A 26376-nucleotide genomic window follows, 5' to 3' on the forward strand; every position below is an offset into this window, starting at 1 on the left:
CAGATAAATGCGGATATCAGGATTTTAGCCGATCGCGTCGCGCAGAGCATTTTTAGTCATAGCTGCGATCGACTGTTCGGTAGCTTTCGGCAAGTGATAGTATTTCCCTCCAGAAGTCTTGGCCAATTCCTTCGCAAAGCCAGTCGAAATAAACTTGCTCTCGGTATCAATCACCAGCAACTGCATTCCCAACCCACGAATTTTGGCAGCAATTTCTAACAATTCCTTTTTAATATCAGGCTTTTCTCCATCTACAATCGGTTCGCCCAAAGAACGAGCCAAAGGAATATTACCGCGTCCGTCAGTAATAGCGACAATCGCAACTTGACCGATATCTCCAGACTGCCGCGCGTTGACTCCCACCCGCACTGCTTGAGTCAAACCGTGGGCCAGCGGGGAACCGCCGCCGCAGGGCAACCGTTCCAAACGCTTGCGGGCCAAGGCTATCGAGCGAGTCGGCGGTAGCAGCACTTCTGCTTGTTCCCCGCGAAAGGGAATGAGAGCAACTTGGTCGCGGCTTTGATAAGCTTCTGTGAGTAGCTGCATGACTGCACCTTTGGCCGACTGCATTCGGTTGAGGGCCATCGAACCGGAGGCATCGACGACAAATACGACTAAAGCTCCAGCTTTTCTGGCCAAGCGCTTCGCCCGAATGTCTCCCTGTTCCACAAATACACGGCGCTCAACCCCCCCTTGCCCCTTCTTGCTAAGGGGGGGTTGACTCGCCTGTTGCCCCCCGTTACTAAGGGGGGGTTGGGGGGGGTTAGAATTCCTGTCGCGGCGGGCTTTTTGGTAGGGTGCGGCGGCTCTGAGGGTGGCGTCAACGGCGATGCGGCGGACGGGGCCTTTGGGCAATACCGGCTTGACGTAACGGCCTCTATCTTCGGAGAAAATGGTGCTGCGGCTGCCCGATTTGCCTTGGCGGCTGGCGGCTTGGGCGAAGAAAAGCACGCTGGGGTCGAGAATTACTCCTTCGGGGTCGAAGAGAAATTCTTCGGGAATGGTATCTTTTTCTGGTTCTTCTTCAGGTTCCGGGTTGTCTTCATCCTCTTGGTCTTCTTCGTCTTCTTGTTCGTTTTCGGGTTCGTCTTGTTCTTGTTCTGACTGCTGTTGGGGAGGCGGTGGAGGGGGAGGAGGAGGAGAGTTTTCGTCTGGGGGAGTTTGGATGATGGTGGCGCGGGGTACGATGACTAATTCTACGGCGCGGCGCAGGTCTTCGGCGTTAACTTCTGTGCGTCCTTCGATGGCGGCGGCGGCTTTGGCGACGCGGACTGCGAATATTTCGGCGCGGTGTCCTTGAACGCCACCCCGGATGGCTTCTTCTACTAGGTAGGCAATTTGTTCGCGTTTAATGCTGACATCTTTGAGCCATTCTCTGGCTAGGATGATTTGGGTTTTGAGGTTGTCGGTATCTTCGCTGTATTGATTGAGAAAGTCTTGGGGGGAGCTGGAGTAGGATAAAGCTTGTTCTACTGCATAGACTCTTTCTTCTAGTTCGAGTGCTGCGTCGGCTGAAAGTACGATCGCGATGCGATCGAGCAAATGTTCTCTCAGCGGCCCTTCTTCGGGGTTGTAGGTGGCGATAAATAGAGGTTTGCAGGGGTGTTGGAAGCTAATGCCTTCGCGTTCTATTTGGTTGCGCCCTTCGGTTAATACTGTTAGCAATTGGTTGGAAATATTGTCATCGAGGAGGTTGATTTCGTCTACATAAAGTACGCCTCGATTGGCTTGGGCTAAGAGTCCGGGTTGAAATACGGTTTGACCGAATTTCACTGATTGTTCGACATCCACTGAACCTAAGAGTCGGTCTTCGGTGACACCCAAAGGAATTTGAATGAATGGTGTGGGAATTATTTCAGTAGTTAAGGAATTAGTATCGGTGGTGTGGGCATCTTGCCCGCCATTTTCTGGTAACAAGCCTGATGCTTGTTCGGCAATAATTTCATTAGGTTCGGCGTTGCAAAAAGAATCTTTAACAATTTCAATGGGTGGCAGTAAGGAGTGCAAGGCGCGGGCCATTACTGATTTTGCTGTGCCCCGGCGGCCTGCGATCGCAACTCCTCCCAATCCGGGATCGACTGCTGCTAACAGCAGGGCTAATTTGATTGCTTCTTGCCCGACTACGGCGGTGAGGGGAAAGGCTGTGGTGGAAGGGCGTCTGTTGGCTGCGGGCATAGGATTTTCGGATGTAAAAATTTGAACTTAATGTTTAGCTTACTTCTTGGAGGACTTTAACTTCTTGGGGCAGAATCACGGTAAAAGTTGAGCCAACTCCTATTTCTGATACTAGCTCGATTTTGCCTTGCAGCAGCGAGACGAGCCGCGATACTATTGATAATCCCAGGCCTGTGCTTTCGGTGGGAAAGAGCTGTTTGCCGGCTTCTCCTGCTTGAAAGAAGGGGTCAAAGATGCGCTTTGTATCTTCGGGGGCGATGCCAATGCCGGTATCTGTAATTGCGATCGCCCAATTTCCTTCTCCAGCAGGGCGGCAACTTAATTCAATGCTACCTGATTCTGTATAGCGAATGGCATTGCTCACCAGGTTGATCAGAATTTGTTGCAGCCGCTGTCCGTCGGCGATTACTTGTCTTGGGGCATCGTCGCTGGTAACAGCTAGCTTGAGTCCTTTAGCATCAGCAATTGGCTGCATCATTTCTACTACGGTGTTAATTACAGATTGTACATTAGTTGGCCGCAGGTTAAGTTTAATTTTTCCGGCATTGGCACGAGAAAGTTCTAGTGTGTCATTGATCATGCGAAGCAAGTGTCTGCCGTTGCGTAATACTCGCTCGATGTGTTCGATGCCGGGGAGGGTATCTTTGATTTCAGATTGCCATTTTTCTTGGCGCAAAAACAGTTCGGAATAACCAATAATCGAGTTGAGAGGAGTTTTGAGTTCGTGAGCTAAATGGTAGACGTTTTCTTGATTGACGCTGACGAGGCGATTGAGCTCTTGATTGGTGAGTGTTAACTGAGTTTGGATTTGGTGAAGTTCCCGCATCCTCTGATCGACGTAGCTATTGAAACACTGGGCAATTGCTTCGTCTAGTACGGCATCTATCAGCCGAAAAGCTCTGAATACGTCTGCGACGCTTCCTGCTAGCAATTCGGCTTCTAAGTGGGAGAATATTACTTGACGCAATAAATGGTATTCGCGGGCTACTTCTGCGGCGTCGTAGCCTTGTTCGGCTCTGAGAAATCCGTGATCTAAACTGGCTTCAATTATTAGTTTTATTTCGCTGTTTTGATATTGGGAAAGCACTGTGACCATCGCCGCCAGCAGGTGAGGTATGTGATTTTCGATTGCTGAGTGCGGTAAGGCGTCAGCGGTTTCAATTTTCCGATCCTGACGAACTGCTTCAATCCAGTTTTTGACGATAGTATCGGTTTTGTCGGCGAGCACTTGGCTGTAGTCCATGATGTCTGCGTGGGGGTTGAGTTTGGCAGAGATTGCCTATGCTTCATTGTAGTTGAGGGATCGCCCGATCGCCATACCAAACTTCGGGCGATCGCGACCCTGCCAAAAGAAGTAGTTTTGAGGTGATTTTTTCCCTGTGCCGGATCTCTCTCTAGGGGTCGATCCCAGCGTGTTGCTACGATAATCAGCCCTTCAACCTATTGACAGAAGAGCCATAAAGTAGTAAATTGCCTCACACTAATAGTTTTTAATTTTAAGTATTAAATTGTTCAGGGGAATAAATGGAAAACGTACAAGCTGTGATTGCTGCAACAACATTTATATGTGTAATTTTCTTAATAATTACAGAATGGATACACCTCACAGTTGCGGCATTTCTGGGAGCAGTGATTCTGGTTTTTACCCACGTGATGACGTTAAACAACGCGATCGAATATATCGGTCGAAGTCACGCCACGCTAGGCTTATTTTTCGGAGTCATGGTAATGGTGAGAGCCTTTGAGCCTACCAAAGTATTTGAATACTTGGCAACTCAAATGGTGCTTTTGGCGAAAGGCAAAGGCAAAAATCTCTTGCTGGGTATTGTCGCAATTACTACGCCAATTTGTGCAGTTTTGCCCAATGCCACGACAGTCATGCTGCTAGCACCATTAATTCCGCCAATGGCAGAAGAAGTCGGTGTAGATTTTGTGCCGTTACTGATTTTAATGGTATTTGTGGCTAACAGTTCGGGACTGCTGACAATCGTGGGCGATCCGGCGACATTCATTGTCGGCGATGCTATTAACATGAGTTTTGCAGATTACCTGGTAAAGTTAAGTTTGGGCGGGGCGATCGCAGTAGGAGTGATAGTAGTTATGTTGCCTTGGCTGTTCCGCGAAATTTGGCACAAGAACTTAGACGATTTGGAACATTTGCCCCACCCAAAAATCAATCACCCGCGAGTTTTAGTAGTAGGCGGCTTAATTATAGCTTTCGTGCTGACATTTTTTGTAATAGGAGAGTCTCTGCCCGTGCCTATTTCACCGGCAGCCGTTGCTTTGTTGGGGGCTGCTTTGGCAATGCTTTTAGCTCACCATTCCCAAATTGATTCTGTTAATAATATTTTGCGGGATTTAGATTGGAGCACGCTGCTATTTTTTATGTCTATCTTTGTGCTGATTGGCGGTTTGGAAAAAACCGGAGTCATCGCCAGTATATCTGGAATATTAGCAGTGATTTTGGGTAAAAATATTTTTCTGGGTTCTTTAGTTTTGTTATTTTTTGTGGGTTTGATGTCGAGCGTGGTGCCAAATATTCCGCTGGTAGTGGCGATGGTGCCGCTGCTAAAACAGTATGTTGTCAATGTCGGGCTTGCACCGGCAGAAGTGCTGGCGCCGGATTTTGCAGGGCAGTTTCCACCTGCTGTGCTGCCCCTGTTTTATGCGATGATGTATGGAGCAACTTTAGGCGGAAATGGCACTTTGGTAGGAGCTTCTTCTAATATAGTGGCGGCGGGAATTTCTGAACAGCACGGACGCCGGATTTCTTTTCAAACTTTTCTGCGTTACGGGCTTCCTGTGATGGCCGTGCAATTGGTGGCTGCGGCTGTTTATGTAACTATTCGGTTTCTGATTTGAAGGAAGTTCGGCAACGGATTCGCAAGGGCGGATGTAACGGATGTAACGGATTTCAGGAAGAGGGAAGAAGTCAGAGGAAAGAGGGAAGAAAAATTGGTTGGTAATACTAAAGCATCTAAAATCATTCCAATTCTAAGGGGAAAATTACAGTGAAGGAGGAGCCAACTCCTACTTGAGAAACTAATTCGATTTTACCTTGCAAGAGCTTGACTAATCGAGCGACAATTGCTAGCCCTAAGCCGGTACTGTCAGGAATGCCAGAACTCAGGGAGTTGTCGGCTCTAAAATAGGGTTGAAAAATCCGATCGCAGTCTTCAGGAGGAATGCCAATTCCTGTATCTGAGACAGTTACTGTCCAATATTTCTCTGGCAAAAGTTCGCTTTTTATTTTAACAGTACCGGCTGTGGTGTAGCGAATGGCGTTGCTGGTTAAGTTTGTGATAATTTGCTGCAAGCGCAAGCAATCTGTCACCACTCGATCGTCTGAGAGATGGCACTCAACAGCTATCTCTAAACCTTTGGCTTTCGCTAAAGGCTCGATTATTTCAACAACAGTGGCGAGTACATCTGGCAGTCTGATTGGCGCTAGCTGTAACTTTATTTGTCCGGCTTCGTACCGCGAAATTTCCAGAGTATCGTTGATCAATCTCAGCAACAGTCGGCCGCTGTTGAGGACTCTATCAATATGTCCTATATTGGGAACAGCACCTTTAATTTCGGAATAGTTTTGTTGCTGGCGCAAAAATAAATCTGAGTACCCGATAATAGAGGTGAGGGGAGTTTTTAATTCGTGAGCTAAGTGAGATAAGTTCTCTTGATTGGCGCGAACTAAGCGAGTCAGTTCTTGATTTGTAAGTTGCAGTTGGTTTTGCAAATCCTTTAGTTCTTGGAATCTTTCCTGGGTAAAGGTTTGGAAACATTTAGCAATTACTTCGTCGAGGGCCGTGTCAATTAAGCGGTAAGCTCTGCTGACTTCGGCGGCAGAGGCTTTTAACAATTCTGGCTCTAAAGCCTCGAAAATTACCCAGCGCAGCAAGCGGTATTCCCGCGCAATTTCTTCGGCATCGTAGCCTTGTTTTGCCCTGAGAGTTCCGTGTTCTAAACTTTTTTCTACGAGTGTGCGAATGTCGCTCTCTTGGGATTGGGAAAGCATGGTTACGATCGCTTGCAGTACCAGTGGAACGCTGTCGCGCACGCCATTGTAGGTGAGTTCCTTAGCGGTTTCGAGTTGGTCGTCGGATCGTACAGCTTCGATCCAGTTTTGTATAATTATGTCGATTCGATCTTGCAGCGCGAGGCTAAAGTCTCTCATGGCTCAAGTAGAGAAAGAAGTGGGCGATCGCATTTTATCTCTCTAGGTGAGTTTAATTAATTAACTTTTTGAATTTTCTATCAACTTTTGAGCTTTGCGATCGCCAAGAGCTACTCCTAAAGACCTATTGACAAAATGAAATGCTCGTGATACCTTAATTGAAATTGGCTTAAAAAGTCAAGCCTAATCGAGCACCGCGCAATCAAACCAAGCGTGTGGCTGGAGCGGAGGAACCAATTTTCGGGGCTAATTTCTACAAAATTAAAAAGCAAAGTTAAAAATTTCCCAGTTTGAGTGAGTGTAATTTTTAACCTTTAATTATGTAGAGAAGGACATCTCTCAGTCCTAGCCCGTCAGCTAACTTCGCAGGCATTGAGAAGAGACTGAAAAGCCAAATTTCTGAACAAGATAGTTTGGCTTCGTCAGTGTCTCAGGTTGGTATTGTTCAAGATTCTTGTACCTGCCCTGACTCTGAAGGAGATTGAAATGTTCATACAGCTTAATTTATCTGCGATCGCACTTGCAGCAGTTGCAAGGTGGAAGCGTGTAAAACCCGTTGTCATCCGAGATGGTGTTTTGTTACCTGCTGCGGGTTTTTTGGGAATTCTTGGCTTGTGGTGGATTGTTGCCAGCTTCAACAGCGATTTAATTCCCACTCCCTATCAGGCGTTAATCGCTAATTTAGATTACATATTCCATCCATTTTATCGGCGCGGGCCTGGAGATTTAGGCATTGGCTGGCTGCTGCTAGCGAGTTTGCGGCGGGTGTTGGTGGGATTTTTGCTGGGTGCAGCAGTTGCGATTCCCGTGGGATTTCTGATCGGGATGTCGAAACCGGCAATGATGGCGCTCAATCCGCTGATTCAAATCTTCAAACCGGTGTCGCCGCTAGCTTGGCTGCCCATAGCTTTATCGATTTTTAATTTAGCAGAGCCGTCGGCAATTTTTGTCATATTCATCACGTCTTTGTGGCCGACAATTATCAACACAGCTTTGGGAGTTTCTAGCGTTTCCAAGGATTATCTGGATGTGGCGCGAGTGTTGGAAATGCCGCGATGGAGGCGGATTACCAAGATAATTTGGCCGGCGAGTTTGCCATACATTTTTACAGGTTTGCGGATTAGTTTGGGGATTGCTTGGCTGGTGATTGTGGCGGTGGAAATGCTGACAGGCGGTGTGGGAATTGGCTTTTTTGTCTGGGATGAGTGGAGCCGTTTGAATCTGAGTTCGGTATTTTTAGCGGTGTTTGTAATTGGCTTAACTGGATTGTTGCTCGATGCTGCAGTTGACAAAGTTCAGGAATTGGTAACGCATCGAGCAGTCATTAATCATTAGTCATCAGTCATTAGTCATCAGTCATTAGTCAGCAGCGAACAGTTAACTATCAACTGTCAACTGTAAGGTGCGTCGCTCATCGATGGTCGATTTTTGTTTGTGATGGTTGGTGGCGACGCACCCTACAACTACAACTTCAAATCTAAAATCTAAAATCTAAAATCTAAAATTGTATGAGTGACAAGTTTTCCAATGAAGGGAACCGCCGAGAGTTTTTGCAAGGAATCGGAATGGCGGCGGCGGGAATGGCTTTATCTGGTTGTGGAATTAGCGCGGATCGATCGGCAAAAGGACTGACAGAAGAAGCCTCAGCCGTAAAGCAGGTTGTCGATTCCCGAACCTTAGAAAAACCAAATTTAACCGTAGGATACGTGCCGGTTAACGATTGTGCACCATTTGCGATCGCCTGGAAAAAAGGATTTTTCCGCAAATACGGTTTAAACGTCAAACTCAACCGCGAAGCAAGCTGGGCAACCTCCCGCGACGGCGTAATCTTCGGCCGCCTCGACGCCTCCCCAGTCGTATCCGGCGCGGTCACAAACGCCCGAATTGGCGCCGAAGGAGCGCGGCACGCACCCCTGTGCGCGGCAATGACAATTCACCGCCACGGCAACGCCATGACGATGAACAAAGCTATGTGGGATTCCGGTTTGCGCCCTTGGCACGAATACAACGGCAATTTAGAAGAATTTGGCAAACAATTTCGAGCCTTTTTTGACAGTCAGCCGTCGGAAAAAAGAGTTTGGGCAGTGGTTCTGAGTTCTGCGATTTACGAATACTTTGTCCGCTACATATCGGCGGCTGCAGGTGTCGATCCGTTCAAAGAATTTCGGGTAATTATTGTGCCGCCGCCGCAGATGGTAACGAACATCAGGATTGGCGCGATGCAGGCTTACATGGTGGCAGAACCTTGGAATACGCGGGCAATTCAAGGCAATTTGGGAGTGGGTTTTACCTTCGTGCAAGGCAAGGAAGTTTGGCTGGGACATCCCGATCGCCTTTTGGGAGTAATGGAATCATTCATTGAGGAAAACCCGAAGACTTATTACTCGCTGGTTAAGGCAATGGTGGAAGCTTGTCAGTATTGCAGCCGGCCCGAAAATCGCAGTGAAATATCGGCGCTGCTAACTGAGCGATCGTTTACGGGGGCGAAACCGAAAAAAGGGGCGATCGACAAATTTACGCGACCGGCAATAGTTGGCGACTACAACTATGGAGGTTTTGACGAAAAAGACCGCACCATACAATCGGAAGATGCAACTATTTTCTATGACATTCCTAAGAATTTGCCTCAAATACCGGGAAATCATTCAACATTTATGTGGCAGTCTCAGAGTATTTGGTTGATGACTCAAGCCGCTCGCTGGGGACAGATTAAAGAAGTTCCAAAAAATGCTGAGGAATTAGCTAAAAAAGCTTGGAAAACCGACCTTTACCGCAAGATTGTTGCCGAAATGGCGATCGATTGTCCCCAGGAGGATTACCAAGTGGAACCTGCGGAACTTTTCATTGATAAAAAGGCATTTGATCCTAGCGATCCGGTGGGTTATTTGAATAGTTTTGAAATTCGAGCCAACCGCCCTCAGTCTTTTTTTCAGTCTTAATGTTTGAGATGTTGCGCTTTTCCTAATGTCGCGCCAGGGAATTTATTCCCTGGCTAATAGCTAAAGTCGGTTGAAACTGAGATATTGCACCATTCTCAGGAACAGGCATCTTGCCTGTTCCACAAGAAAATTCACTCTTTGTGGAACAGGCCGAAAAGCCTGTTCATAAAAAGCTTATTGAGAATGGTGCAACATTTCAGTTGAAACCGACTGCCCAATTTGAGGATTTAGGCAAGAGCAAGAAAATTCCCTTAACACTTTACTACTTTTTAGGAGAATACCGTGAGCCAATACACTTCTACTTCTACCAGTACCGAAAGTTCGGTCAAGAGCGATCGTCTATTTCTGGAAATAGAGAATTTGTTCAAGTCTTACAAAAATGGTGACGGTACAGAATTTAGCGTTCTCGAAAATATCAATTTAAGTATTGGAGAAAACGAATTTATTTCAGTAATCGGTCATTCTGGCTGTGGCAAATCAACGCTGCTAAAAATAGTGGCGGGTTTGGAAAAACAGAGCAGGGGAATGGTGACACTGGAAGGAAAAGAAATTCGCAAACCGGGAGCCGATCGCATGATGGTATTCCAGCACTACGGATTGCTGCCTTGGCTGACGGTGCGGGAAAATATTCGGCTGGCAGTTGATGAAGTTTTGCGAAGTCTTAGCCGTTCTGAGAAGATTAGTCTTGTCAACGAACACCTAGCAATGGTAAACTTAAATGCAGCAGCCGATAAATATCCAGACGAAATTTCAGGGGGCATGAAACAGCGGGTTGGGATTGCGCGAGCTTTGGCGATTCGACCGAAAATGTTATTAATGGACGAACCGTTTGGAGCGCTGGATGCTCTGACTCGCGGCAAGTTGCAGAAACAGGTGCTGGACATCTGGGAAAATCACAGACAAGCTGCAATGATGATTACTCACGATGTGGATGAAGCTATCTATATGTCCGATCGCATTGTACTGATGACAAACGGCCCGGCTGCGACGATAGGTGAAATTTTGTCAGTGCCGTTTGCGCGCCCGCGCGATCGCCAAGAGTTGCGGGAATCCCAGGAGTATTACGAACTCCGCAACTATGCTTTGAATTTTCTCGATCGCTACTTTACCCAAGACGAATAACGCCCGACGGACAGACCAAACAATTCACTTAAGAGAGGTCAAGCCTGTGAATCTCAAAACAATGTTAGCGCGTTTTGAAAGTGCATTGGGATACCAAAATTTAGCAGAAGAAATGGTATTGCTGCCGGAGCCAAAAGTACCCATTTCTAAGAAATCCAAATCTCCACAACAGCCAAAAACTATCAATTTTATTGTCGGTTACAACAGTTCTCCCCAAAGTCAAATAGCTCTGGATATTACCCTTTGGATGGCGCATCAAACTCGTTTAGTAACAACTAAAGAAGTCACAGTTCAAGTCGTATACGTAATCGACGAATCGCCAAAAAGTTACCGCGAAGATAGTTGCAAACTTGCTGTAGAAAATGCCTTGGCGGCACAGCAGAAGGTGTCTGATTTAGAGGGAACATTCGCCCTTAATTGTGCAGCACCTGCACTCGCTTTACCAACCGAAATCCCATCGGTATCCCAGCAAAATACTTGGATCGATCCGCATTATTTCCAAGCAATTTATGGTCAAAATAATGAGTACGAGGTAGCAGATAAGTTGCTGTGGCAAGCGCGCTGTTTGGCTGAGGAATGGCGCGGTTTATTCAAAGCTCATTTACGAATCGGGCGGGTTGCTACAGAACTGAGAAATGTGGTGGAATTAGAAGCAGCAAATTTACTGTTTTTGGGCTGTGGTTCTGACAACCATCGGCTGGTTAGGGAACTAGGCAATAATTTTCCCTGCTGCGTACTCGGGATTCCTTCGGCACTCAGCTATCAGATGGATTTTCAGCCTGAAGAAAGTTTGAGCAAGTTACAGTTGGCGACAACTATACCTGCACGTTAAAATTGTTCACTCGTTGGGCCAGAATCTAATTATGTAAGGTGCAGCGCACCGTAGGATCGCGAATTAAATAATTTACACAAGTTTGCGGGTTGGGCGTCCCGCCCGCCCTTTCTGGACGGGCGGGACGCCCATCCCACAAGAACCATCAAAATTCTAAGTTATTTAATTCTCATTCCCTACGACTATAATTAGCGCGCCCAACCTTTTTTTGCGTAAGTTCTATATCGATGAAAAATTAAAAATAGTTTCCTCGATCGAAGTCCCAATTCCGAGACAATTAGGACTTTTTTTGATGGTGGGGATTGTTAAAATTATCGTCAAGGAAAATTATCGGCACTTACCTGATCGTAGACAATTCGTTAACTAATTTTATCTTTCCTCGACACACAGAGCGCAGCAGGCGATCGATCGAGCGTTTGTCTTCCTCAGTCAAATTTTCATCAAAAATAGCAGCCATCAAACCGTACCTATCCGCTAGAGTAATGTAGCCATTTTGATTCACTTCGGCAAACAGCTCGCCCAAAGCAGATGGAATCAGGTGGACAGGAGTTTGCATAGTAATTGATTCTCTAACTCGACGATCGCGCGATCGGGCGTTTCTGCGGCAACAAAAGGCGATCGCACTATAAAAATTTATAGCTGTATTGCCTTTAACGATGTGATAGTCAACAGCAAAATTTGTGAAGTAAATCACATTGAAAATTGGCTAATTATGCTAAGGTTGCAGTTGCTTTTTAGGGAATACCGAGCAACTGCAAACTTAATGTTTTCTAAAGATTGAAAATCACCAATTCCTCCACAGGTTCAGCTAACTCAAACTTAAACACCCGCGAATAGAAATAGAATTCGCCGTCAAGAGTTCTTTTGATATTTTCAGCGCGGCGAAAACCGTGCTGTTCCCCTTCATAAGCAACATAAGCAACCGGCAAACCTTTAGCTTTCAATATTTCTACCATCATTTCCGCTTGATTAGGCGGAACCACTTTATCTTCTAATCCTTGAAAAAAGATAACGGGACAAGATAAACGTTCGGCGGAATGAATCGGCGAACGATGTACATACAAATCTTTTCTTTCAGGATAAGGCCCAATCAATCCATCCAGATAGCGCGCTTCAAATTTGTGAGTATCTGTTGCCAAAGCTTCCAAATCGCTAACTCCATAATAGCTCGCACCGGCCTTAAACACATCGCGGAAAGTAAGAGCGCAGAGAGTGGTGTACCCCCCTGCACTGCCTCCGGCGATCGCCATTTTTTCGCCATCAACTAAACCCTTTTGAGCTAAATATTTAGCACCGTTAGCGCAGTCGTCAACATCGACAATTCCCCAACTATCTTGCAGTCTTTTTCTGTATTCTCGGCCGTAACCAGTGCTGCCACCATAATTAACATCGAGCACGGCAAAACCGCGACTCGTCCAATATTGAATTTTCAAATTCATGCTACTAGAAGTAGCAGCAGTTGGGCCGCCGTGACTTTTCACAACTAACGGCGGTTTTTCCCCCGCAGGTGCTGCGAAATCTTGATTTTTCGGGGGATAGAAAAAACCGAAAGCCGTCAAATTGTTTTCCGTGGGAAATTCGATAGGTTCCGGTTCAGAAAGATAACCAGAATCGATGCTTAAATTGCTCGATTTCCGTAAGATTTCTAGTTTGCTTGTTGCTAAATTGAGTTGTACAATAGCAGTAGATTCAGTCGGCGAACCTGCCAGAAAAACAACAGTTTCTCCCCGCCCTTTGATCGACGAAATATCAGTGTAAGGCGTTTCAATTGTTGTCAACTGCTTAGTCGTTAAATCAAGACTCGCTAAATACCACAGCCCTTGCTGAGTGTAGGTGCAAATAATTTTGCTTTCCGAGACAACGGCATAAGTAGACATTCCAAAAACCCACTGAGGAAGTCCGAATTCAGCCGCCATTTCGCACAAGCTGGTTTCTATCTCTGCTTCCCCCCTTACCAAGGGGGGATTGAGGGGGGTTCTAGATGGCCAGCGGTAGAAATTCCACCAGTTCGACTTGTCAGAAACAAAATACAAAACTCCATCGGGCGACCATTCTGGTTGAAAAATCGACTCATCAACCCCGCCAGCAACTAAGTATTTTTCACCTAAAGAACCGTCAGCCTTAATTTCTCCTACCCACAATTCTGTGCCATCCCACGGCATATTTGGATGGTTCCAACAAATCCAGGAAAGTAGAGAACCGTCTGGACTTAAACGAGGGGAAGCATAAAAATCATTGCCCTGAGTTAAGATTTGAATATCTTCGCCGTTATCTAAATTAATGGTAACAATAGTATTGACAGGTTCGCCCTCACCTGCATTGTCTTCGCGCACGCAAATCAGGCGATTTCTCTGCTTGTCAATTATCGCATCTGCATAGCGAGAATTAGCAGCAGGTGTCAGAGGTTGGGGTTGAGAATCTAATGCTTGAGAGTAAATACGTTGGTCGGCAAAATGAGAAAAATAGACAACACCGCCAGCAACTGCAAAGGAAGCGCCGCCGTATTCGTGAACGCGAGTGCGAACATTATAAGGATGCGGTGTCACGTCGTTGATTGTACCGTCAGGAGTGCGCCGCACGAGGACGCTTCTTCCCGCTTCCGAAGGCCTTCCCTCAACCCAGTAAATATCATCGCCGTCAATAGCAATTTGTCCGAGTCCGACACTTCCAGAAACAATTAAATCGGAAGAAATAGGTGATTTCCAAGAGCCGTAAGGTGATACTGTATTCATATAGTTGAGCCAGTTGTGTTTCTCGCACAAAAAAATTAATATTTGTACTTTACACTAATTCAGTCACCGGGGAAGCAAAATGTCCAAAAAACTCGTACTAATGGATCACGACGGTGCAGTTGACGACTATCTGTCAGTCGTGTTGCTGATGACAATGGAGGAAGTCGAAACTCTGGGGGTAATTGTAACTCCTGCGGACTGCTACATTCAACCGGCGGTGAGTGCAACGCGCAAAATCCTCGATTTGATGGGGCGTTCAGAAGTTCCGGTGGCGGCGAGTACGGTGCGGGGACTGAATCCATTTCCGGTGTTATTTCGGCGAGATTCCTTTGCAGTCGATCGACTTCCCATTCTAAATGAAAAAGGAACCATTGACACGCCGTTAATATCACAACCCGGACAAAACTTTATGGTGCGAGTTTTGCAAGATGCAGCCGTACCAGTCACATTAATGGTAACGGGGCCGTTAACAACCGTAGCGCAAGCTTTAGATATCGCGCCCGAAATTGAAAGCAAAATTCAAGAAATTGTCTGGATGGGAGGCGCCCTCAATGTTATCGGCAATGTTAGCAAAGATATGGAACCCGGACAAGATATGTCGGCGGAATGGAATGCTTACTGGGACCCGATAGCAATCGAGAGAATTTGGCAAACCCAAATTCCCGTTGTTATGTGTCCTTTAGACATCACAAATAATGTACCGCTAACTGTAGAATTTTCCAATCTCTTAGCAAAACAGCGCAAATATCCAATTTCCGACTTAGCAGGACAGTGTTATGCCCTAGCAATATCTCAAGATTACTATTTTTGGGACATTTTGGCAACCGCTTATTTAGCGCACCCCGAATATTACCAACTGCGAGAATGGGAAACAGAAATTGTGACCGAAGGCATCAGCCAAGGACGCACAAAAGTTAAAATAGGAGGACGAAAAATTCAAGCAATGGATAAAGTAGACACAGCCAAATTTTACAAATACATATTACAACAGTGGGCGAGGTAAAAATCCCAATATCTGCTATAACTGAGCAAAATCTCCGTACAAAACCCGCCCCGACACAAATATTCACATCCTCTTCTCTTCCCTCTCTTCCTCTGCGCCCTCTGCGCCCTCTGCGGTAAAAAAAACTCCTCTCAAAAATGCTGCCAATTCTATCAATCATCCCCTTAGCCCAAACCCCTCCCGCACCTCAAGAAATCCTCCAAATCCAAGAAGTGCGACCACTCCCCGGACAGTTAGACAACATACCAGTATTTAACAGCAACAGCCCCGAATTAGTGCTGCAAGAAGGAATTTTGCTTTCGACATTTCCCCCGGATGGTAAAAGATTTCCGGCGGCACATTTAAACTTTCCGTTTCAAGGACGTTTCGACATATTTGCCCACCACATAGCCCGCGCACCTTCGCCTGAAGATTTGCGAACATTGTATCAAGGAGTAATTGTTTACAATCCGGGTAATAAACCTGTAACATTAGATATATTGCAAGCTGCAAGTTATCTCAGTCAACCCGATGCACCTTTTATTGAATTGCCGCCGCAAGTCGATAATTCAAACAGTAATATTTACGCAGGGCCGGGAAGTCGCGCTGTGAATGATATTCTCAGAGGAAGGAGACAGTCTGACTTTGAGCCGCAGTTAATTATTCCACCGGGAAAAAGCCAATTGTTGATGAATCATCCGATACCGGTGCGGGAATTGGTACCGCCGCTAAACGGTCGATCGACCTTGATGCGGTTGCGGAGCGATGGTATAGTCTATGTTGCCAGTCTGGCGATGTTTGCCCGACTTGACGCAGAAGGAAACGGACAGGGAAACGAGCGATCGCCCAATTTAGCAGAATGGCAAAACTTATTAGACAATGGTAATATAGCCGGGCCGCGCGATCGAACTCCCACACCACCAGAAATCACCGAAGGTCAACTAATTTACGGCCGAGTTGCCGGTGTAGCATTAGGTTCAGAATGGCGAGCACTTATCTCAGACAATCCCGCCACATCAAACCTAGCCATTCCCCAACCCGGAACAGCATTTTCCTACCCATTAAGCAGCCTCCCGCGCGGAATGCTGGGTACAAATCAAGTGCAAAGTGCGAGAATGCTAGTCCGCTACCCAGATACAGCATACCGCGCCCACGGCAATTACGGAATTCAATACAGTCTCAGCTTGCCGCTGTACAATTCTACCAGCAAAAATCAAACTGTAACAGTCGCGATTCAAACTCCGATTAAGACAGACAAATTAACTTCAGGAGGACTTAGTTTTTTACAACCTCCGGCACCTCAAACTTTTTTTAGGGGGACGGTTCGAGTGCGGTATACTGATGACAGTAAAGTGCCTCAAACTCGCTACGTGCATTTAGTCCAGCGGCGGGGACAGCAGGGGGAACCTTTGGTAAAACTAGAGATGAAATCGGGAGAAAAGCGACTTGTAGAAGTGGATTTTATTTATCCGCCCGATGCGTCGCCGCCGCAAGTTTTGACAGTGAAAACAAATTAAATTTGAGCTGCTGCTACGGGTAGGCAGAGGCCTACAAATACAATACGCACTTAACCAGATTTGATATTAGTTTCGCGTTGGGCTGCCTTGGTTTGTGTCTAGTCGGTATTGGCAAAAAACAAGATGAAGTTCTCAAAAAAATTCTGGATAGTTGCTTGTTTTGTGTACGTTTTAATTCTTCTCAGTATTATGCTTTTAGCAGCTACAGGGAAATTAGTCAACTTTCCTCTCGCTCATCCGCCTTATGACAAACTCGGTCACTTCATTTTGTACGGAATAGCATCTTTTCTGTGCCATAGAGCAAGTGGCAAAAAAAATATGAATTTGTTTAATTATTCAATTCCTTTCGGCCCCGCAATTTTTACTATTTTCACTGCTGCGGAAGAAATGCTGCAAGCGATTTTACCCAATCGTACTGCTAGTATTGAAGATTTTTTATTTAGTTTTGGCGGGATTGCAATTTTTTATTGGATTGGAGAAGTTTGGGAGAGAAAAACAGGGCATTAGACCTCTTGCAAAAATCCTTTCATCAATTGATGGGACGGGCAAGATGGCCGTCCCACAAGAGTTATTTTTTGTGGGACGGGCCGGAGAGCCCGTCCTAATTATTTTTGCAAGAGGTCTATTGATGATATAGAAGGCAGAAGGCAGAAGGAATAAGGAAGTTTGTAGGGTGTGCAATGCACATCGGTTGACGAGTGTCAGCAACTTTTTTTACTGGTGACTCTGCCCGCACGGGTCAAGAGATATGGGTAGCACAAACTGGAGCAAATGTCAATAGGCTGGCTGCTGCTGTCGCCGTTAAAAATTGATGGTTTTTGAACTTGTTTAAGATTAGCAATTAACCGGGATTTCCCATCTCGGCAATGTGTTTGATAGCGTTTAATCACTCTCTTCCAAAAAGGTTTGTACTCGACCGTTCGGTCTCAAAACAACTCGAATTTTCGGGTTTTTTCCATTGGAAACGGCAGAAACAAACGGCTCGCCGGCTAATGGCATATTAATTTGCTCGATATAATCTGCTGCTGCTTTTCCCATCGGCACAATACTTTCAACTGACCCATTTTCATCGATCAGCACGCTGTATTCCAAAGTTTGTTCCATTCCTTCAGGAGGCTTCCAGCGTTCCTCAAAGTAAGTTCTAGCTTCTGAAACTTGAGGAATTGTATCAAATAAAGTGTGGTTTTTTTTGCTAGCCGCCACCTGGTTGTTGTCCTCAGACTCCGCAGGCGGTTGAGCGTCCTCAAGGGCTGGGAGTTCGGTACTGGCGGGGGGGACAATCGGCTCGATGGGGCGGGGGAAGGGTTGCGGCGGGGGAACGGGAAATCGGGAAGCAGACAGGGATGGAGGCAGGGGGGGCGGTACGGCGGGAGCCAGTCTAGGCGGTAGTGGGGGCAGCACGTAGGGTACTGGTGCGGGTGCTTGGGGGGCGGAAATGGAGGGTTCTTCGGGGGCGGGAATAGTGATTGTTTGCCCTTGAGGGAAAGCTGGGGCGCTGGCTGCGCTACCGTTGGCGGGAAATAGCAGGGGTGGCTGCTGGATGGGGCTGGGTCTGTTGGTGGGGGGAGTTGGCGCGAGGGCGATGGGGGGCAAGCTGGGGCTGGGAGAGGCGGCGGTGTTGATGGGCGGGGGCGGCAGGGGCGGTAAACCGGGTGTGGCTGCGGGTGTTGGTGCTGGGGGTGTGGGTAGGGCGGGAACTGGACTGGGGGAAACGCCGGCAGCTAGCTGGGGGTTTCCTGGAGCGGTGTTCAATTGTGGATTGGCGGGGGCTGTGGCGGGGGCTGTGGCGGTTTGCGGGGAGGTGGCGGTTCGATCGAGCATTTTGAGAATTCCTGTCGTCAGACCGGCGCTGGCGACCAGCATTGCTGCCACCTTGAGCCAGGGTGAGGACAGCGGCCGTCGGGGTTCGCTGTTGAGGTTGGGAAGCGCCATCACTTCGGCGGCGCAGTCATCTAGTGCGGTGGCCAAGTCAAACAGTTGCAGGGTGCTCAAGGGAACTACTGGCCCGGATTCTGCAGCGCTCAAAGAGCCTAAAAACAAGTTGTGGGCGAGCAAGCCGCGGGGCTCTAAGCGGGGGGGAACCGGAAGGTAGGCTGTGTTCGGGGCCCAGGTTGCTAGTTCGGAAGTGTTGACGGCTCGATCGAATATAACGGCATTACGCCCGACTTCTGGCGAGTCTGGGCCTGCTGCGGTACGATCGGTTTGAGAGTTGAGGTTGCTTTCCCAATCGCGGGATTCGCCGAGCAAGTTTTGGACGTAGTTGCTAACAGCTTCGTGGAGGGTTTCGAGTTGAATTCGATCGCCCCTGAGAGTAACGTGTTCGGTATCTGGCAGCCTGGGGTCGTCGAGTCGCAGCTCGAAACTTAAAGATTTAAACACGGGTTGGCCCGCCCAGCGAGATAGAGGCGAACTTTTGGCTGTAATTTCCAGCGTGCAAGTGGGGGGCGTGTACCGTTTGAGAACCATAGCAGGAAGGAAGAAGGAAGAGGGAATAACTATGTTTTATCTGATATTTGGCAGTATTCTCAACAAGCTTTTTTAGCAACAGGCAAGATGCCTGTTCCACAATAAATAAATTTTTTGGTGGAACAGGCATCTTGCCTGTTCCCGATGTTTGTGATTCTCGTTCCCATTATGCTTAGCTTAATTCTTAGCGCGATCTAGAAGTGCCAGCCAGAGGCGGCGGTGGCCGCCGGGACTGCTGTAAAACAGCAAATCGATCAGGAGTTTGAGGGCCAAATCAGTCAACTCTCGGCCCGATAAATTTTCTCCATCTTCCATGCGCGAGCCATAAGTGTTGCTGAACCTGTCAATATAATCTCCCAACAAAGCGATTGTGTGAGGTTCGCGGTTTTGCTCTGCCATTTGTTCGAGCAAAGCAACAGCGCGGCGGATTAAAGCTTGGTGCTGTTTTGCCAAATGACAGCTTATCAAAACGAGCGATCGAGCTTCCTCCACATCGAGTTTTTTGCGCCCTCCCTGGCCTTTCCGCAGCGGGTTAGATTGGCGCAGCCGCCACAAAGCTACCCGATCGGCTACCATTGGCTCTAAATTCAGTTCGGCTGCTACCTTGAGCATCGCCTCTGAGCCAATTTCTGCCAGTGCTTCTAGGGCTAACAGCACTAAATCCAGTTGGGCTTTAATGTTGTCCAACTGGGTAGGTTCTGGTGCTTTTTGGGTCAATTCTTCCCAGTTGGGAGATGGGCCCCTTTCGTTTGTGGGAGCGGAGGGCTTTACGGTCGAGCGCATGGCTTCAGCACGGGAAATTAAGACTGGTTGAGGCAGGATATCAAACAGTATGCAGTGATTAAAGCTTTGCGGCCTGTGGGCAACAGCACATCTGTCAATTTGTCTCCATAGCTCGTTGCTTTGATTCCGGCAATCCTAACTGCTGGACGGATTTGCGGGTGAAAAGTTGCGGTTTCAAGTTCGATCGATCGCAATCCGCAAAACCCAGATATTTTTACCCCTAACCATCCTACGCCACCGGCTGCCACAAATCAATGTAAATAAGCGATCGTCACACCTCCACCCCCTTCTTTTTGACTAGCCAACTCAAAGCGGGAAACCTGCGGGTGATTCGCGAGGAACTCGTGAACGCCGCGCCGCAACTGTCCCGTACCTTTGCCATGAATTATCCACAGCACTCCGTATTCCACGGCTTTGGAAAGAGCTCTGTCTATTTCGATTTCTGCGTCTGAGACTCTCGCACCCCGTAGGTCGATCGAATTATTAGCAGTGCGAATAGCAATTTCGGGATTGGGTTTTGGAGCTTCCGCCGCTGCTTGCTTAGCTTTCGCCGTAGCGAGTGCTTGTGCTTGGGCTGCAACCTTGGCTAATTGAGCTTTAGTTTCCGGTTTTTGACCGTCGAGGGATTCAATTTCTCCTAGTTTGACAGTCATTTTCATAATCCCAAACCGAACGCTCAACTCTTCGTTAGCGTCGGGGCCGCTGAGGACTTCGGCGGTTTGACCCAAGCTGGGAATGCGGATGCGATCGCCCACTTTCGGCATAAAACTCGGTTTGGGTTTAGCCGGTTGCTGTCGAGAGGGCAGGTGTTTTTGGGAAATTTGATTTAAGGTTTCTGTCGCTTGTTGGGCATTTTGAGCCGTCTGGTTGCCCGACTGCAAGCGACGAATGATTTGAGCAATTTCTGATTTTGCCGACCCTATCGCCTCATTTACTGCCACTTCCTGAGCTATTTTTAGTTCTCGCTCCCGCTCTTGCAAAGCGGCTGCTTTTTGAGAAACTTCTCTGTGCAATTTTTCGGTTTGGTGTAGCAGTTGAGTTGCTTCTCTGGCCTTGGTTTCCTGTTTCCGGCGCTGTGCTTCGAGTCCAGCAATTACTTGATTAACATCTTGAGAGGCTCCCCCCACATAGGTTTGAGCTTCTTCGACTATGGATGCTAGCAAACCGAGTCTTTTGGCAATGGTGAGGGCGTTGGAACGTCCGGGAATTCCCCACAGCAAGCGATAGGTTGGCTGCATGGAATTGTCGTCAAATTCTACTGAGGCATTTTCAAAGCGGGAGTCTTGATATTTGAGGGCTTTGAGTTCGCCAAAGTGGGTAGTTGCAACTGTTAATAGGGAATGTTGGGCGAGGTATTGCAACAGGGCGATCGCCAATGCACTGCCTTCAGATGGGTCTGTACCCGCTCCTACTTCGTCTAACAAAACTAAAGATTTGGGAATTGGTAATTGGGAATTGGTAATTGGGATTTGGGGTTTGGGAATTTGTAATTTAGGTTTGAGAATTGGGAGAGCCGAAACAGTGTTCTGCGTATCTGTGGCTTCTTCGTCTTGCTGTTGGGAATTAGTAATTGGAAGGTTTGATTTTTCTTCCCCTTGGGCCTGCGATTTATTTTGTAAAACTTCTAAAATGCGGCTGATGCGGCGGATATGGCCGGAGAAAGTAGACAAACTTTGCTGCAAAGATTGTTCGTCACCAATATCGGCCAAAATATTGTCGAACCAAGGCAATTCTACGGGTTCGCGGGCGGCAACAAACATTCCGGCTTTCGCCATTAAAGCTGCCAAGCCCAAGGTTTTGAGGGTGACAGTTTTGCCGCCAGTGTTGGGGCCGGTGATGGCGACGACGCGGATGTGCGGCCCGATCGTTAAATCGACCGGCACGACTGGAAAGCCTTGCTCGTGCTGTTGCTGCCAAACTAATAACGGATGGCGCAACTGGCGCAGGGTAATTTGCGATCGCAGGTTGCGAATTAATAATTGACTGTTTTCTGAGTTTTCCTCATCTTCTTTTTCCTCATCTTCTGTTTCGGGATTTTTTGGTGCTAATTCTGGCTCTCCCAATTCGATAAATTTCGGCGGATTTGCTTGCAACCAATAACTATAACGCGCTTTAGCGGCCGCTAAATCTAAAGTTGTAACTACAACCACCAATCTGTCTAAATCGGGTTTTACTGCTGCGACTTGCTCCGTGAGGGCGCGGCGGACTGCTTCTTCTTCGGCTTGTTCTTGCCTGAGCAACTGCCGCATTTGGTTGTTAAGATTGACTGTATTGTGGGGTTCTACGTAGAGTGTCGCGCCGCTGGCCGAGGAGTCGTGAACGATGCCCGGTATGGCATCTTTTTGGGGAGCTTTGACGGGAATGACAAAGCGTCCGCTTCTTTGGGTAATTAGCTGTTCTTGTACGGCGTTGGATTGGCGCTGCAAAATCCCCTGCAATATTTGATAAATGCGATCGCGCAACTGTCGCATTTGGACTCTAATTCCTGCTAATTTAGGAGTGGCTCTGTCTGCTACTTGAGCGCGATCGTCTATACAGCGATGGATTTCTTGCTCTAGTTCGGGATAAGTCCGCAATTGGGCTGCCAGTTCTTTGAGCGTCGGCACATCTGCCTGAGAGTCAATTATCCGGCGCAATTGCCTTGCTCCGGCGAGGGTAGTAGCAATTGCCAGCAATTCTTCGCCGCTGAGCAAACCTTGGAGTTCGGCTCGCTGCAGGGAAGTGCCGATGTCTTGGATTCCTTCAAAACTCAAAGCACCGCCAGCGCGGCTCTCTAACTGATAAGTTTCCTGAGTTTGGGCGAGGAGTTCGGCTGTTTGAGCTTGAGTTGCCGGGATTGCGAGGTCAAGGGCGGCGGCGACGCCGAGTTTGGTGGCCGCGAAGGTAGCCAAGTGCTGACACAGGCGCGGCCATTCTAATAGTTCTAGTGTTTCGGCTTGAATCAAAGTTGAGGTGGTGTTGGTAATTGGCATTCCCAGGCGCTGACCGAGAAGGTGAATTTAACGATACTATTAATTAATTTTAAAGTTTTTTATTGTTTCCTGGCGCAATTTGAGAAAGTATCTGCGATCGCCCTCCGCAGTCTTTCTGCCGAAAGCTCTGATGTAACATTATTACGAAGGAGAAAATTGGCATTTTTGCATTACCCGTCTAAAATTATACCTTCTCGTGATACCATTTCCCAAAAAATATGCAACTTTAGGCAAGCTCCCAACTATTATACAGTAAGTCAATCGATTTTAGATTTTAGATTTTAGATTTTAGATTTTAGATTAAAGAATTGAAGCATTGACTTGCGCGAGATAAATTCGGGGGGCAAGTTTCTCGGATACACGTTTCTAATTTCTCTACGGATGAATCACGTGGCGGGTATCCTGGATGTTTTCGGTCATTACCAATTTTTTACTCTAAAATATAAAATCTAAAATGGTATGGGCTATTTTGGGTTTTGAGGGAGCGGGTATGGGCTGTTTTTTGATGTAATTGAACTATTTTGGAATTTTAAATCTGTCAGCGCACTTCTGGCGGTTGTATCCTAAAAAGTAATTTGTGGAGATGATAGAAGTATGGCAAAGATTCTGGCGATCGTCGCGGATACTGTGACTTTTCAAGTTGTCCAAGAGTTACTCAGCCAAGAGGGACATCAGGTGAGAGTCGTTACCGACGACCAAGAGGGTTTAGACTTGGCGAAGGAATTGTCCCCCGATGCGATAATTTGCGACGGGACTTCACCTCAAATCAACTTTTTGGAGGTGTGCCGGCTGGTGAAAGCCGATTCCCTACGGGATAGCTTCGCTTCACGAGAATTGGCGGCAGCCTATTTTATTCTGCTGACAACACCGGAGCAATTTGATGAAGTTCAAGAATTGGATGCGCCCTTTGACGATTTTCTGTTTAAACCGATAGTTAAGCAGGAATTATTGGCGCGGGTGCGCGCGTCTAAGCGATCGCAGGATTTGAGGGGGCGGTTGGAGTTAACCCAGCAAGAATTGGATCTGTCGCGCGATCGAATGCTGCAAACTGAAAAAATGTCTAGTTTGGGCGAATTAGTGTCTGGGATAGCCCACGAAATTAACAACCCAATTACTTTTATTTACAGCAATCTAACTCACGTCCAAAGCTACGCAACCGATTTAATTGAACTGCTGCGATTGTATCAAAAAGAGCTAGTCAATCCCGGAGCGGAAATTCTGCAAAAGCAGCAAGATATGGATGTGGAATTCGTACTCGACGATTCATTGAAAATTGTGAGTTCCATGCGTACCGGGAGCGATCGCATCCGCCAAATAATTTTGTCGCTACAGGATTTTTCCCGCAGCGATCGATCGGGCTGGCAGTTATTTGATGTTTCCGACGGTTTAGAAAATACTCTGTTGTTGTTGCAGCACCGCTTGCCGGCTCGCGAGGGAAGGCGAGACATCAAGGTGATGAAACAATTCGGCAATTTGCCACAGATTGAGTGTTATGCAGGTCTGCTCAATCAAGCTTTTCTGAATATCATCAATCACGCGATCGATGCTTTGGAAGAGTCGGCTCAAGAGTTGGAAGAGTTGGAATCCATCAAATTTAAGCCTGTGATTTTGATTACCACTCAGGTAGTCGATGCTCAGCGAATTTCGATTGAGATTGCTGATAACGACATCGCACATAGCAAAGATATCACAGCCCAAATTTCCGATCCATTTTTGGGAGCAAAACCTGCGGAACCACCCATATCATCGGGACTTGCTCTCAGCTATCGGATAATTGTAGAGCAGCACAAAGGAGAGTTCAAGTGTTTTTCCGAACCGGGTAAAGGCACTAAAATTCAGATAGAGCTTCCGCTGCGTCACAGTTAATTAACAGTATTTACCGTGGGTGGGGGCGGATTTTTGAGATTGTTGGTTGTAGCCTGAGATTATGGTGAATCCGCCCCTACAATGACTGCATTTTTTTAATATAAAATTTTATAGATGGAAGGGCAGAAGTTATCAAAAAGAGACTTTAGTTAATATTCAAGAGATTTGAATAGTCGCCGAAAACAATTTTTAATCCGGTAATAAAACAGGCGTTGGTGGACTTACGCAACAATCCTATGGATAGGGGCAACCACGGGGGATTGCCCCTACAAAACACGGTTATGTAGATCTTGTGTGTCTAGGAGTGGAATAATTAAAGGGAGACTTGCGCGCCTTGAGTATCGAGGCCGATCGCACGCACCTCAGCCTTTACCCCAAAGTCCCCCCAAGCAGCCGCCATCGCTTTCTCAACCGCATCAGCATTAGTAACATCCGTTAAAGCCAAAAGCGTCGGCCCGGCACCGCTAATTACCATTTCATAGGCCCCTGCATTCAGGGCAGCTTGTTGCACCGCTTCATATCCCTTAATCAGAGATTGCCGGTAAGGTTGGTGAATTTTGTCTTGGAGGGCGCAGCGCAGCCAGTTTTGATTGCCAGTTTCCAAAGCCCGCACTAGCAAACCGAGGTGTGCAGCATTAAAAATCGCGTCAGCCCGACTGTAATCTGCTGGCAAAACTTTGCGGGCTTCGGCTGTAGAAAGTTCAAAATCGGGAATGGCTACCACGGGCACAATATTTGGATGCCAGGGAATATCGCAAATCTCCCAGGAACCGCTTGGTGTATTGCTAGCAGCGAGGCGACATCCTCCGAGTAAAGCGGGGACAACGTTGTCGGGATGTCCTTCAAGTTCGATCGCCAATTGCATCACTTCCACCTGACTTAAAGGCTTTCCGGCTAATTCATTTGCACCGACTAACCCACCGATAATAGCTGTGGCGGAACTTCCTAAACCTCTAGCCAGCGGCACTTGCATATCTATATGTATGGCTATAGAGGGTGGCGATTGGTTCAGGCGATCGTATAACTTGACAAAGGCTAGATAAGCGAGATTGCTGTCATCTGTCTTGACTTTGGCGGCTTCTTGGCCTGTAACTGTAATTTTTAGTTTCTCGGTTGCTGAGGGTTCGAGTCGGGAGAATTGGAAGCGGTTGTAGAGGCTTAAAGCGGCGCCGATGCAGTCAAAGCCGGGGCCTAAATTGGCGGTTGTAGCGGGTACAGTAACGGTAACGGTGGAAGTTTCGGGCATTTTTTGAATAGTTAATTTGGAATGTTTAACCGCCGATGAATGCGGATGAACGCCGATCGCAGGTATTATACTATGTTTTCAAAAGCCATTTATTCTTGCAGCATTTGAAGATGCTGTATGGCATCTTGATAATCGTTGGTATTGCCGTCTTTTTGATAAATTTCCGCTGCTTTCTGATAATCTGCGATCGCCCCGTCTTTGTCTTCTAAGAACTCGCGGACTCTGGCGCGGTTGTAGTAGGCGTCGCCGTAGTTGGGGTTAATTTCAATTGCGCGATCGAAATCTGCTTTTGCTGCTGGATAATCTTTGAGATTGCGGCCGTGGATGATGCCGCGTTTGTTGTGGGCTTTGGCGTAGTTGGGGTTGAGGCGAATAGCTTCGGTGTAATCGGCGATCGCCCCTTGAATGTCTCCCGCCTCTGATTTGGCTAAAGCACTATTAAATAAGTCTTCCGCAGGATTTTGAACGATGAGTATTGGCGCTGACTCTGCTGGAATGGCAGGGGATATGCCACCCAAAACGGTAACAAATCCTAAAATGCCGATCGCCGGGTAAAAGTGTTTCATAAAT

The 26376-nt window shown here is 47.3% G+C and carries 21 protein-coding genes and 1 riboswitch; of the genes, 10 read left to right on the plus strand and 11 right to left on the minus strand.

The features are described 5' to 3' along the window. Positions 1-24: 24 nt before the first annotated feature. On the minus strand, positions 25-2175 hold the full coding sequence (locus QUB16_RS00580) for a VWA domain-containing protein (RefSeq protein WP_333313274.1): 2151 nt from the start codon (positions 2173-2175) through the stop codon (positions 25-27). A 34-nt stretch (positions 2176-2209) separates the two neighbouring features. Then, on the minus strand, positions 2210-3418 hold the full coding sequence (locus QUB16_RS00585; protein WP_333313276.1) for a HAMP domain-containing sensor histidine kinase: 1209 nt from the start codon (positions 3416-3418) through the stop codon (positions 2210-2212). 281 nt (positions 3419-3699) lie between these two features. Between QUB16_RS00585 and QUB16_RS00590 the strand changes: the two genes are divergently transcribed. Further along, a complete protein-coding gene (locus QUB16_RS00590; protein ID WP_333313278.1) occupies positions 3700-5037 on the plus strand; it encodes an ArsB/NhaD family transporter in 1338 nt (445 codons plus the stop codon). A gap of 121 nt (positions 5038-5158) precedes the next feature. Here QUB16_RS00590 and QUB16_RS00595 read toward each other — a convergent pair whose 3' ends face one another. Next, positions 5159-6349 (minus strand): sensor histidine kinase, encoded by a 1191-nt coding sequence (locus QUB16_RS00595; protein ID WP_333313279.1) that lies wholly within the window; start codon positions 6347-6349, stop codon positions 5159-5161. A gap of 170 nt (positions 6350-6519) precedes the next feature. Then, a riboswitch (cyclic di-AMP (ydaO/yuaA leader) is annotated at positions 6520-6736 on the plus strand. A 99-nt stretch (positions 6737-6835) separates the two neighbouring features. On the opposite strand from QUB16_RS00595, the gene ntrB reads away from it, so the two are divergent. The 5 genes from ntrB to QUB16_RS00620 all read left to right on the plus strand — a co-directional run bounded on the left by ntrB (position 6836) and on the right by QUB16_RS00620 (position 11242). Continuing rightward, positions 6836-7684 carry a nitrate ABC transporter permease gene (gene ntrB, locus QUB16_RS00600; RefSeq protein WP_333313280.1) on the plus strand — a complete coding sequence of 283 codons (849 nt, stop codon included), beginning with the start codon at positions 6836-6838 and terminating at the stop codon, positions 7682-7684. Positions 7685-7857: 173 nt separating this feature from the next. Continuing rightward, positions 7858-9288 (plus strand): ABC transporter substrate-binding protein, encoded by a 1431-nt coding sequence (locus tag QUB16_RS00605; RefSeq protein ID WP_333313282.1) that lies wholly within the window; start codon positions 7858-7860, stop codon positions 9286-9288. Positions 9289-9398: 110 nt separating this feature from the next. Continuing rightward, a complete protein-coding gene (locus QUB16_RS00610) occupies positions 9399-9674 on the plus strand; it encodes a hypothetical protein (protein WP_333313283.1) in 276 nt (91 codons plus the stop codon). Further along, on the plus strand, positions 9571-10410 hold the full coding sequence (locus QUB16_RS00615; RefSeq protein WP_333313284.1) for a nitrate ABC transporter ATP-binding protein: 840 nt from the start codon (positions 9571-9573) through the stop codon (positions 10408-10410). Before QUB16_RS00610 ends, QUB16_RS00615 begins: the two co-directional genes overlap by 104 nt. A 46-nt stretch (positions 10411-10456) precedes the next feature. Next, positions 10457-11242: a universal stress protein gene (locus tag QUB16_RS00620; protein WP_333313286.1), complete on the plus strand. Its 786-nt coding sequence runs from the start codon at positions 10457-10459 to the stop codon at positions 11240-11242. 337 nt (positions 11243-11579) lie between these two features. Here QUB16_RS00620 and QUB16_RS00625 read toward each other — a convergent pair whose 3' ends face one another. Both QUB16_RS00625 and QUB16_RS00630 read right to left on the minus strand, forming a co-directional pair. Next, positions 11580-11798 (minus strand): hypothetical protein, encoded by a 219-nt coding sequence (locus QUB16_RS00625; protein ID WP_190741995.1) that lies wholly within the window; start codon positions 11796-11798, stop codon positions 11580-11582. A 214-nt stretch (positions 11799-12012) separates the two neighbouring features. Beyond that, positions 12013-13974 (minus strand): S9 family peptidase, encoded by a 1962-nt coding sequence (locus tag QUB16_RS00630; protein WP_333313288.1) that lies wholly within the window; start codon positions 13972-13974, stop codon positions 12013-12015. A 79-nt stretch (positions 13975-14053) separates the two neighbouring features. On the opposite strand from QUB16_RS00630, the gene QUB16_RS00635 reads away from it, so the two are divergent. The 3 genes from QUB16_RS00635 (at position 14054) to QUB16_RS00645 (ending at position 16980) form a co-directional block, all read left to right on the plus strand. Continuing rightward, positions 14054-14977 (plus strand): nucleoside hydrolase, encoded by a 924-nt coding sequence (locus QUB16_RS00635; RefSeq protein WP_333313289.1) that lies wholly within the window; start codon positions 14054-14056, stop codon positions 14975-14977. A gap of 137 nt (positions 14978-15114) precedes the next feature. After that, entirely contained in the window at positions 15115-16473 is a 1359-nt protein-coding gene (locus tag QUB16_RS00640; protein ID WP_333313291.1) for a DUF3370 domain-containing protein, read from the plus strand. A 123-nt stretch (positions 16474-16596) separates the two neighbouring features. Further along, positions 16597-16980 carry a VanZ family protein gene (locus QUB16_RS00645; protein ID WP_333313292.1) on the plus strand — a complete coding sequence of 128 codons (384 nt, stop codon included), beginning with the start codon at positions 16597-16599 and terminating at the stop codon, positions 16978-16980. A gap of 375 nt (positions 16981-17355) precedes the next feature. Here QUB16_RS00645 and QUB16_RS00650 read toward each other — a convergent pair whose 3' ends face one another. The 4 genes from QUB16_RS00650 to QUB16_RS00665 all read right to left on the minus strand — a co-directional run bounded on the left by QUB16_RS00650 (position 17356) and on the right by QUB16_RS00665 (position 22667). Then, entirely contained in the window at positions 17356-18939 is a 1584-nt protein-coding gene (locus QUB16_RS00650) for a DUF4335 domain-containing protein (RefSeq protein ID WP_333313293.1), read from the minus strand. Positions 18940-19116: 177 nt separating this feature from the next. After that, positions 19117-19722, minus strand: a complete 606-nt coding sequence (locus tag QUB16_RS00655; protein WP_333313295.1) for a DUF3038 domain-containing protein — start codon at positions 19720-19722, stop codon at positions 19117-19119. A gap of 17 nt (positions 19723-19739) precedes the next feature. After that, positions 19740-19970, minus strand: coding sequence for a hypothetical protein (locus QUB16_RS00660; protein WP_333313296.1), 231 nt, complete (start codon positions 19968-19970; stop codon positions 19740-19742). Between the two features lie 3 nt (positions 19971-19973). Beyond that, a complete protein-coding gene (locus QUB16_RS00665) occupies positions 19974-22667 on the minus strand; it encodes an endonuclease MutS2 (RefSeq protein ID WP_333313420.1) in 2694 nt (897 codons plus the stop codon). 621 nt (positions 22668-23288) lie between these two features. Between QUB16_RS00665 and QUB16_RS00670 the strand changes: the two genes are divergently transcribed. Then, on the plus strand, positions 23289-24560 hold the full coding sequence (locus QUB16_RS00670) for an ATP-binding protein (RefSeq protein ID WP_333313297.1): 1272 nt from the start codon (positions 23289-23291) through the stop codon (positions 24558-24560). A gap of 313 nt (positions 24561-24873) precedes the next feature. Here QUB16_RS00670 and thrB read toward each other — a convergent pair whose 3' ends face one another. After that, positions 24874-25806, minus strand: coding sequence for a homoserine kinase (thrB, locus tag QUB16_RS00675; protein ID WP_333313298.1), 933 nt, complete (start codon positions 25804-25806; stop codon positions 24874-24876). Positions 25807-25895: 89 nt separating this feature from the next. Continuing rightward, on the minus strand, positions 25896-26372 hold the full coding sequence (locus QUB16_RS00680; protein WP_333313300.1) for a tetratricopeptide repeat protein: 477 nt from the start codon (positions 26370-26372) through the stop codon (positions 25896-25898). Positions 26373-26376 lie beyond the last annotated feature (4 nt).

The organism is Microcoleus sp. D3_18a_C4, assembly GCF_036702415.1.
Lineage (GTDB): Bacteria > Cyanobacteriota > Cyanobacteriia > Cyanobacteriales > Microcoleaceae > Microcoleus.

What these genes read in the sequence shown, in the direction of transcription:
- QUB16_RS00630 (WP_333313288.1), bottom strand. Translation starts at nt 13,974, where the DNA reads ATGAATACAGTATCACCTTACGGCTCTTGGAAATCACCTATTTCTTCC.
- QUB16_RS00635 (WP_333313289.1), top strand. Translation starts at nt 14,054, where the DNA reads ATGTCCAAAAAACTCGTACTAATGGATCACGACGGTGCAGTTGACGAC.
- QUB16_RS00650 (WP_333313293.1), bottom strand. Translation starts at nt 18,939, where the DNA reads ATGGTTCTCAAACGGTACACGCCCCCCACTTGCACGCTGGAAATTACA.
- QUB16_RS00655 (WP_333313295.1), bottom strand. Translation starts at nt 19,722, where the DNA reads ATGCGCTCGACCGTAAAGCCCTCCGCTCCCACAAACGAAAGGGGCCCA.
- QUB16_RS00595 (WP_333313279.1), bottom strand. Translation starts at nt 6,349, where the DNA reads ATGAGAGACTTTAGCCTCGCGCTGCAAGATCGAATCGACATAATTATA.
- QUB16_RS00580 (WP_333313274.1), bottom strand. Translation starts at nt 2,175, where the DNA reads ATGCCCGCAGCCAACAGACGCCCTTCCACCACAGCCTTTCCCCTCACC.
- QUB16_RS00670 (WP_333313297.1), top strand. Translation starts at nt 23,289, where the DNA reads ATGGCAAAGATTCTGGCGATCGTCGCGGATACTGTGACTTTTCAAGTT.
- QUB16_RS00625 (WP_190741995.1), bottom strand. Translation starts at nt 11,798, where the DNA reads ATGCAAACTCCTGTCCACCTGATTCCATCTGCTTTGGGCGAGCTGTTT.
- QUB16_RS00645 (WP_333313292.1), top strand. Translation starts at nt 16,597, where the DNA reads ATGAAGTTCTCAAAAAAATTCTGGATAGTTGCTTGTTTTGTGTACGTT.
- thrB (WP_333313298.1), bottom strand. Translation starts at nt 25,806, where the DNA reads ATGCCCGAAACTTCCACCGTTACCGTTACTGTACCCGCTACAACCGCC.
- QUB16_RS00605 (WP_333313282.1), top strand. Translation starts at nt 7,858, where the DNA reads ATGAGTGACAAGTTTTCCAATGAAGGGAACCGCCGAGAGTTTTTGCAA.
- QUB16_RS00590 (WP_333313278.1), top strand. Translation starts at nt 3,700, where the DNA reads ATGGAAAACGTACAAGCTGTGATTGCTGCAACAACATTTATATGTGTA.
- QUB16_RS00640 (WP_333313291.1), top strand. Translation starts at nt 15,115, where the DNA reads ATGCTGCCAATTCTATCAATCATCCCCTTAGCCCAAACCCCTCCCGCA.
- ntrB (WP_333313280.1), top strand. Translation starts at nt 6,836, where the DNA reads ATGTTCATACAGCTTAATTTATCTGCGATCGCACTTGCAGCAGTTGCA.
- QUB16_RS00680 (WP_333313300.1), bottom strand. Translation starts at nt 26,372, where the DNA reads ATGAAACACTTTTACCCGGCGATCGGCATTTTAGGATTTGTTACCGTT.
- QUB16_RS00585 (WP_333313276.1), bottom strand. Translation starts at nt 3,418, where the DNA reads ATGGACTACAGCCAAGTGCTCGCCGACAAAACCGATACTATCGTCAAA.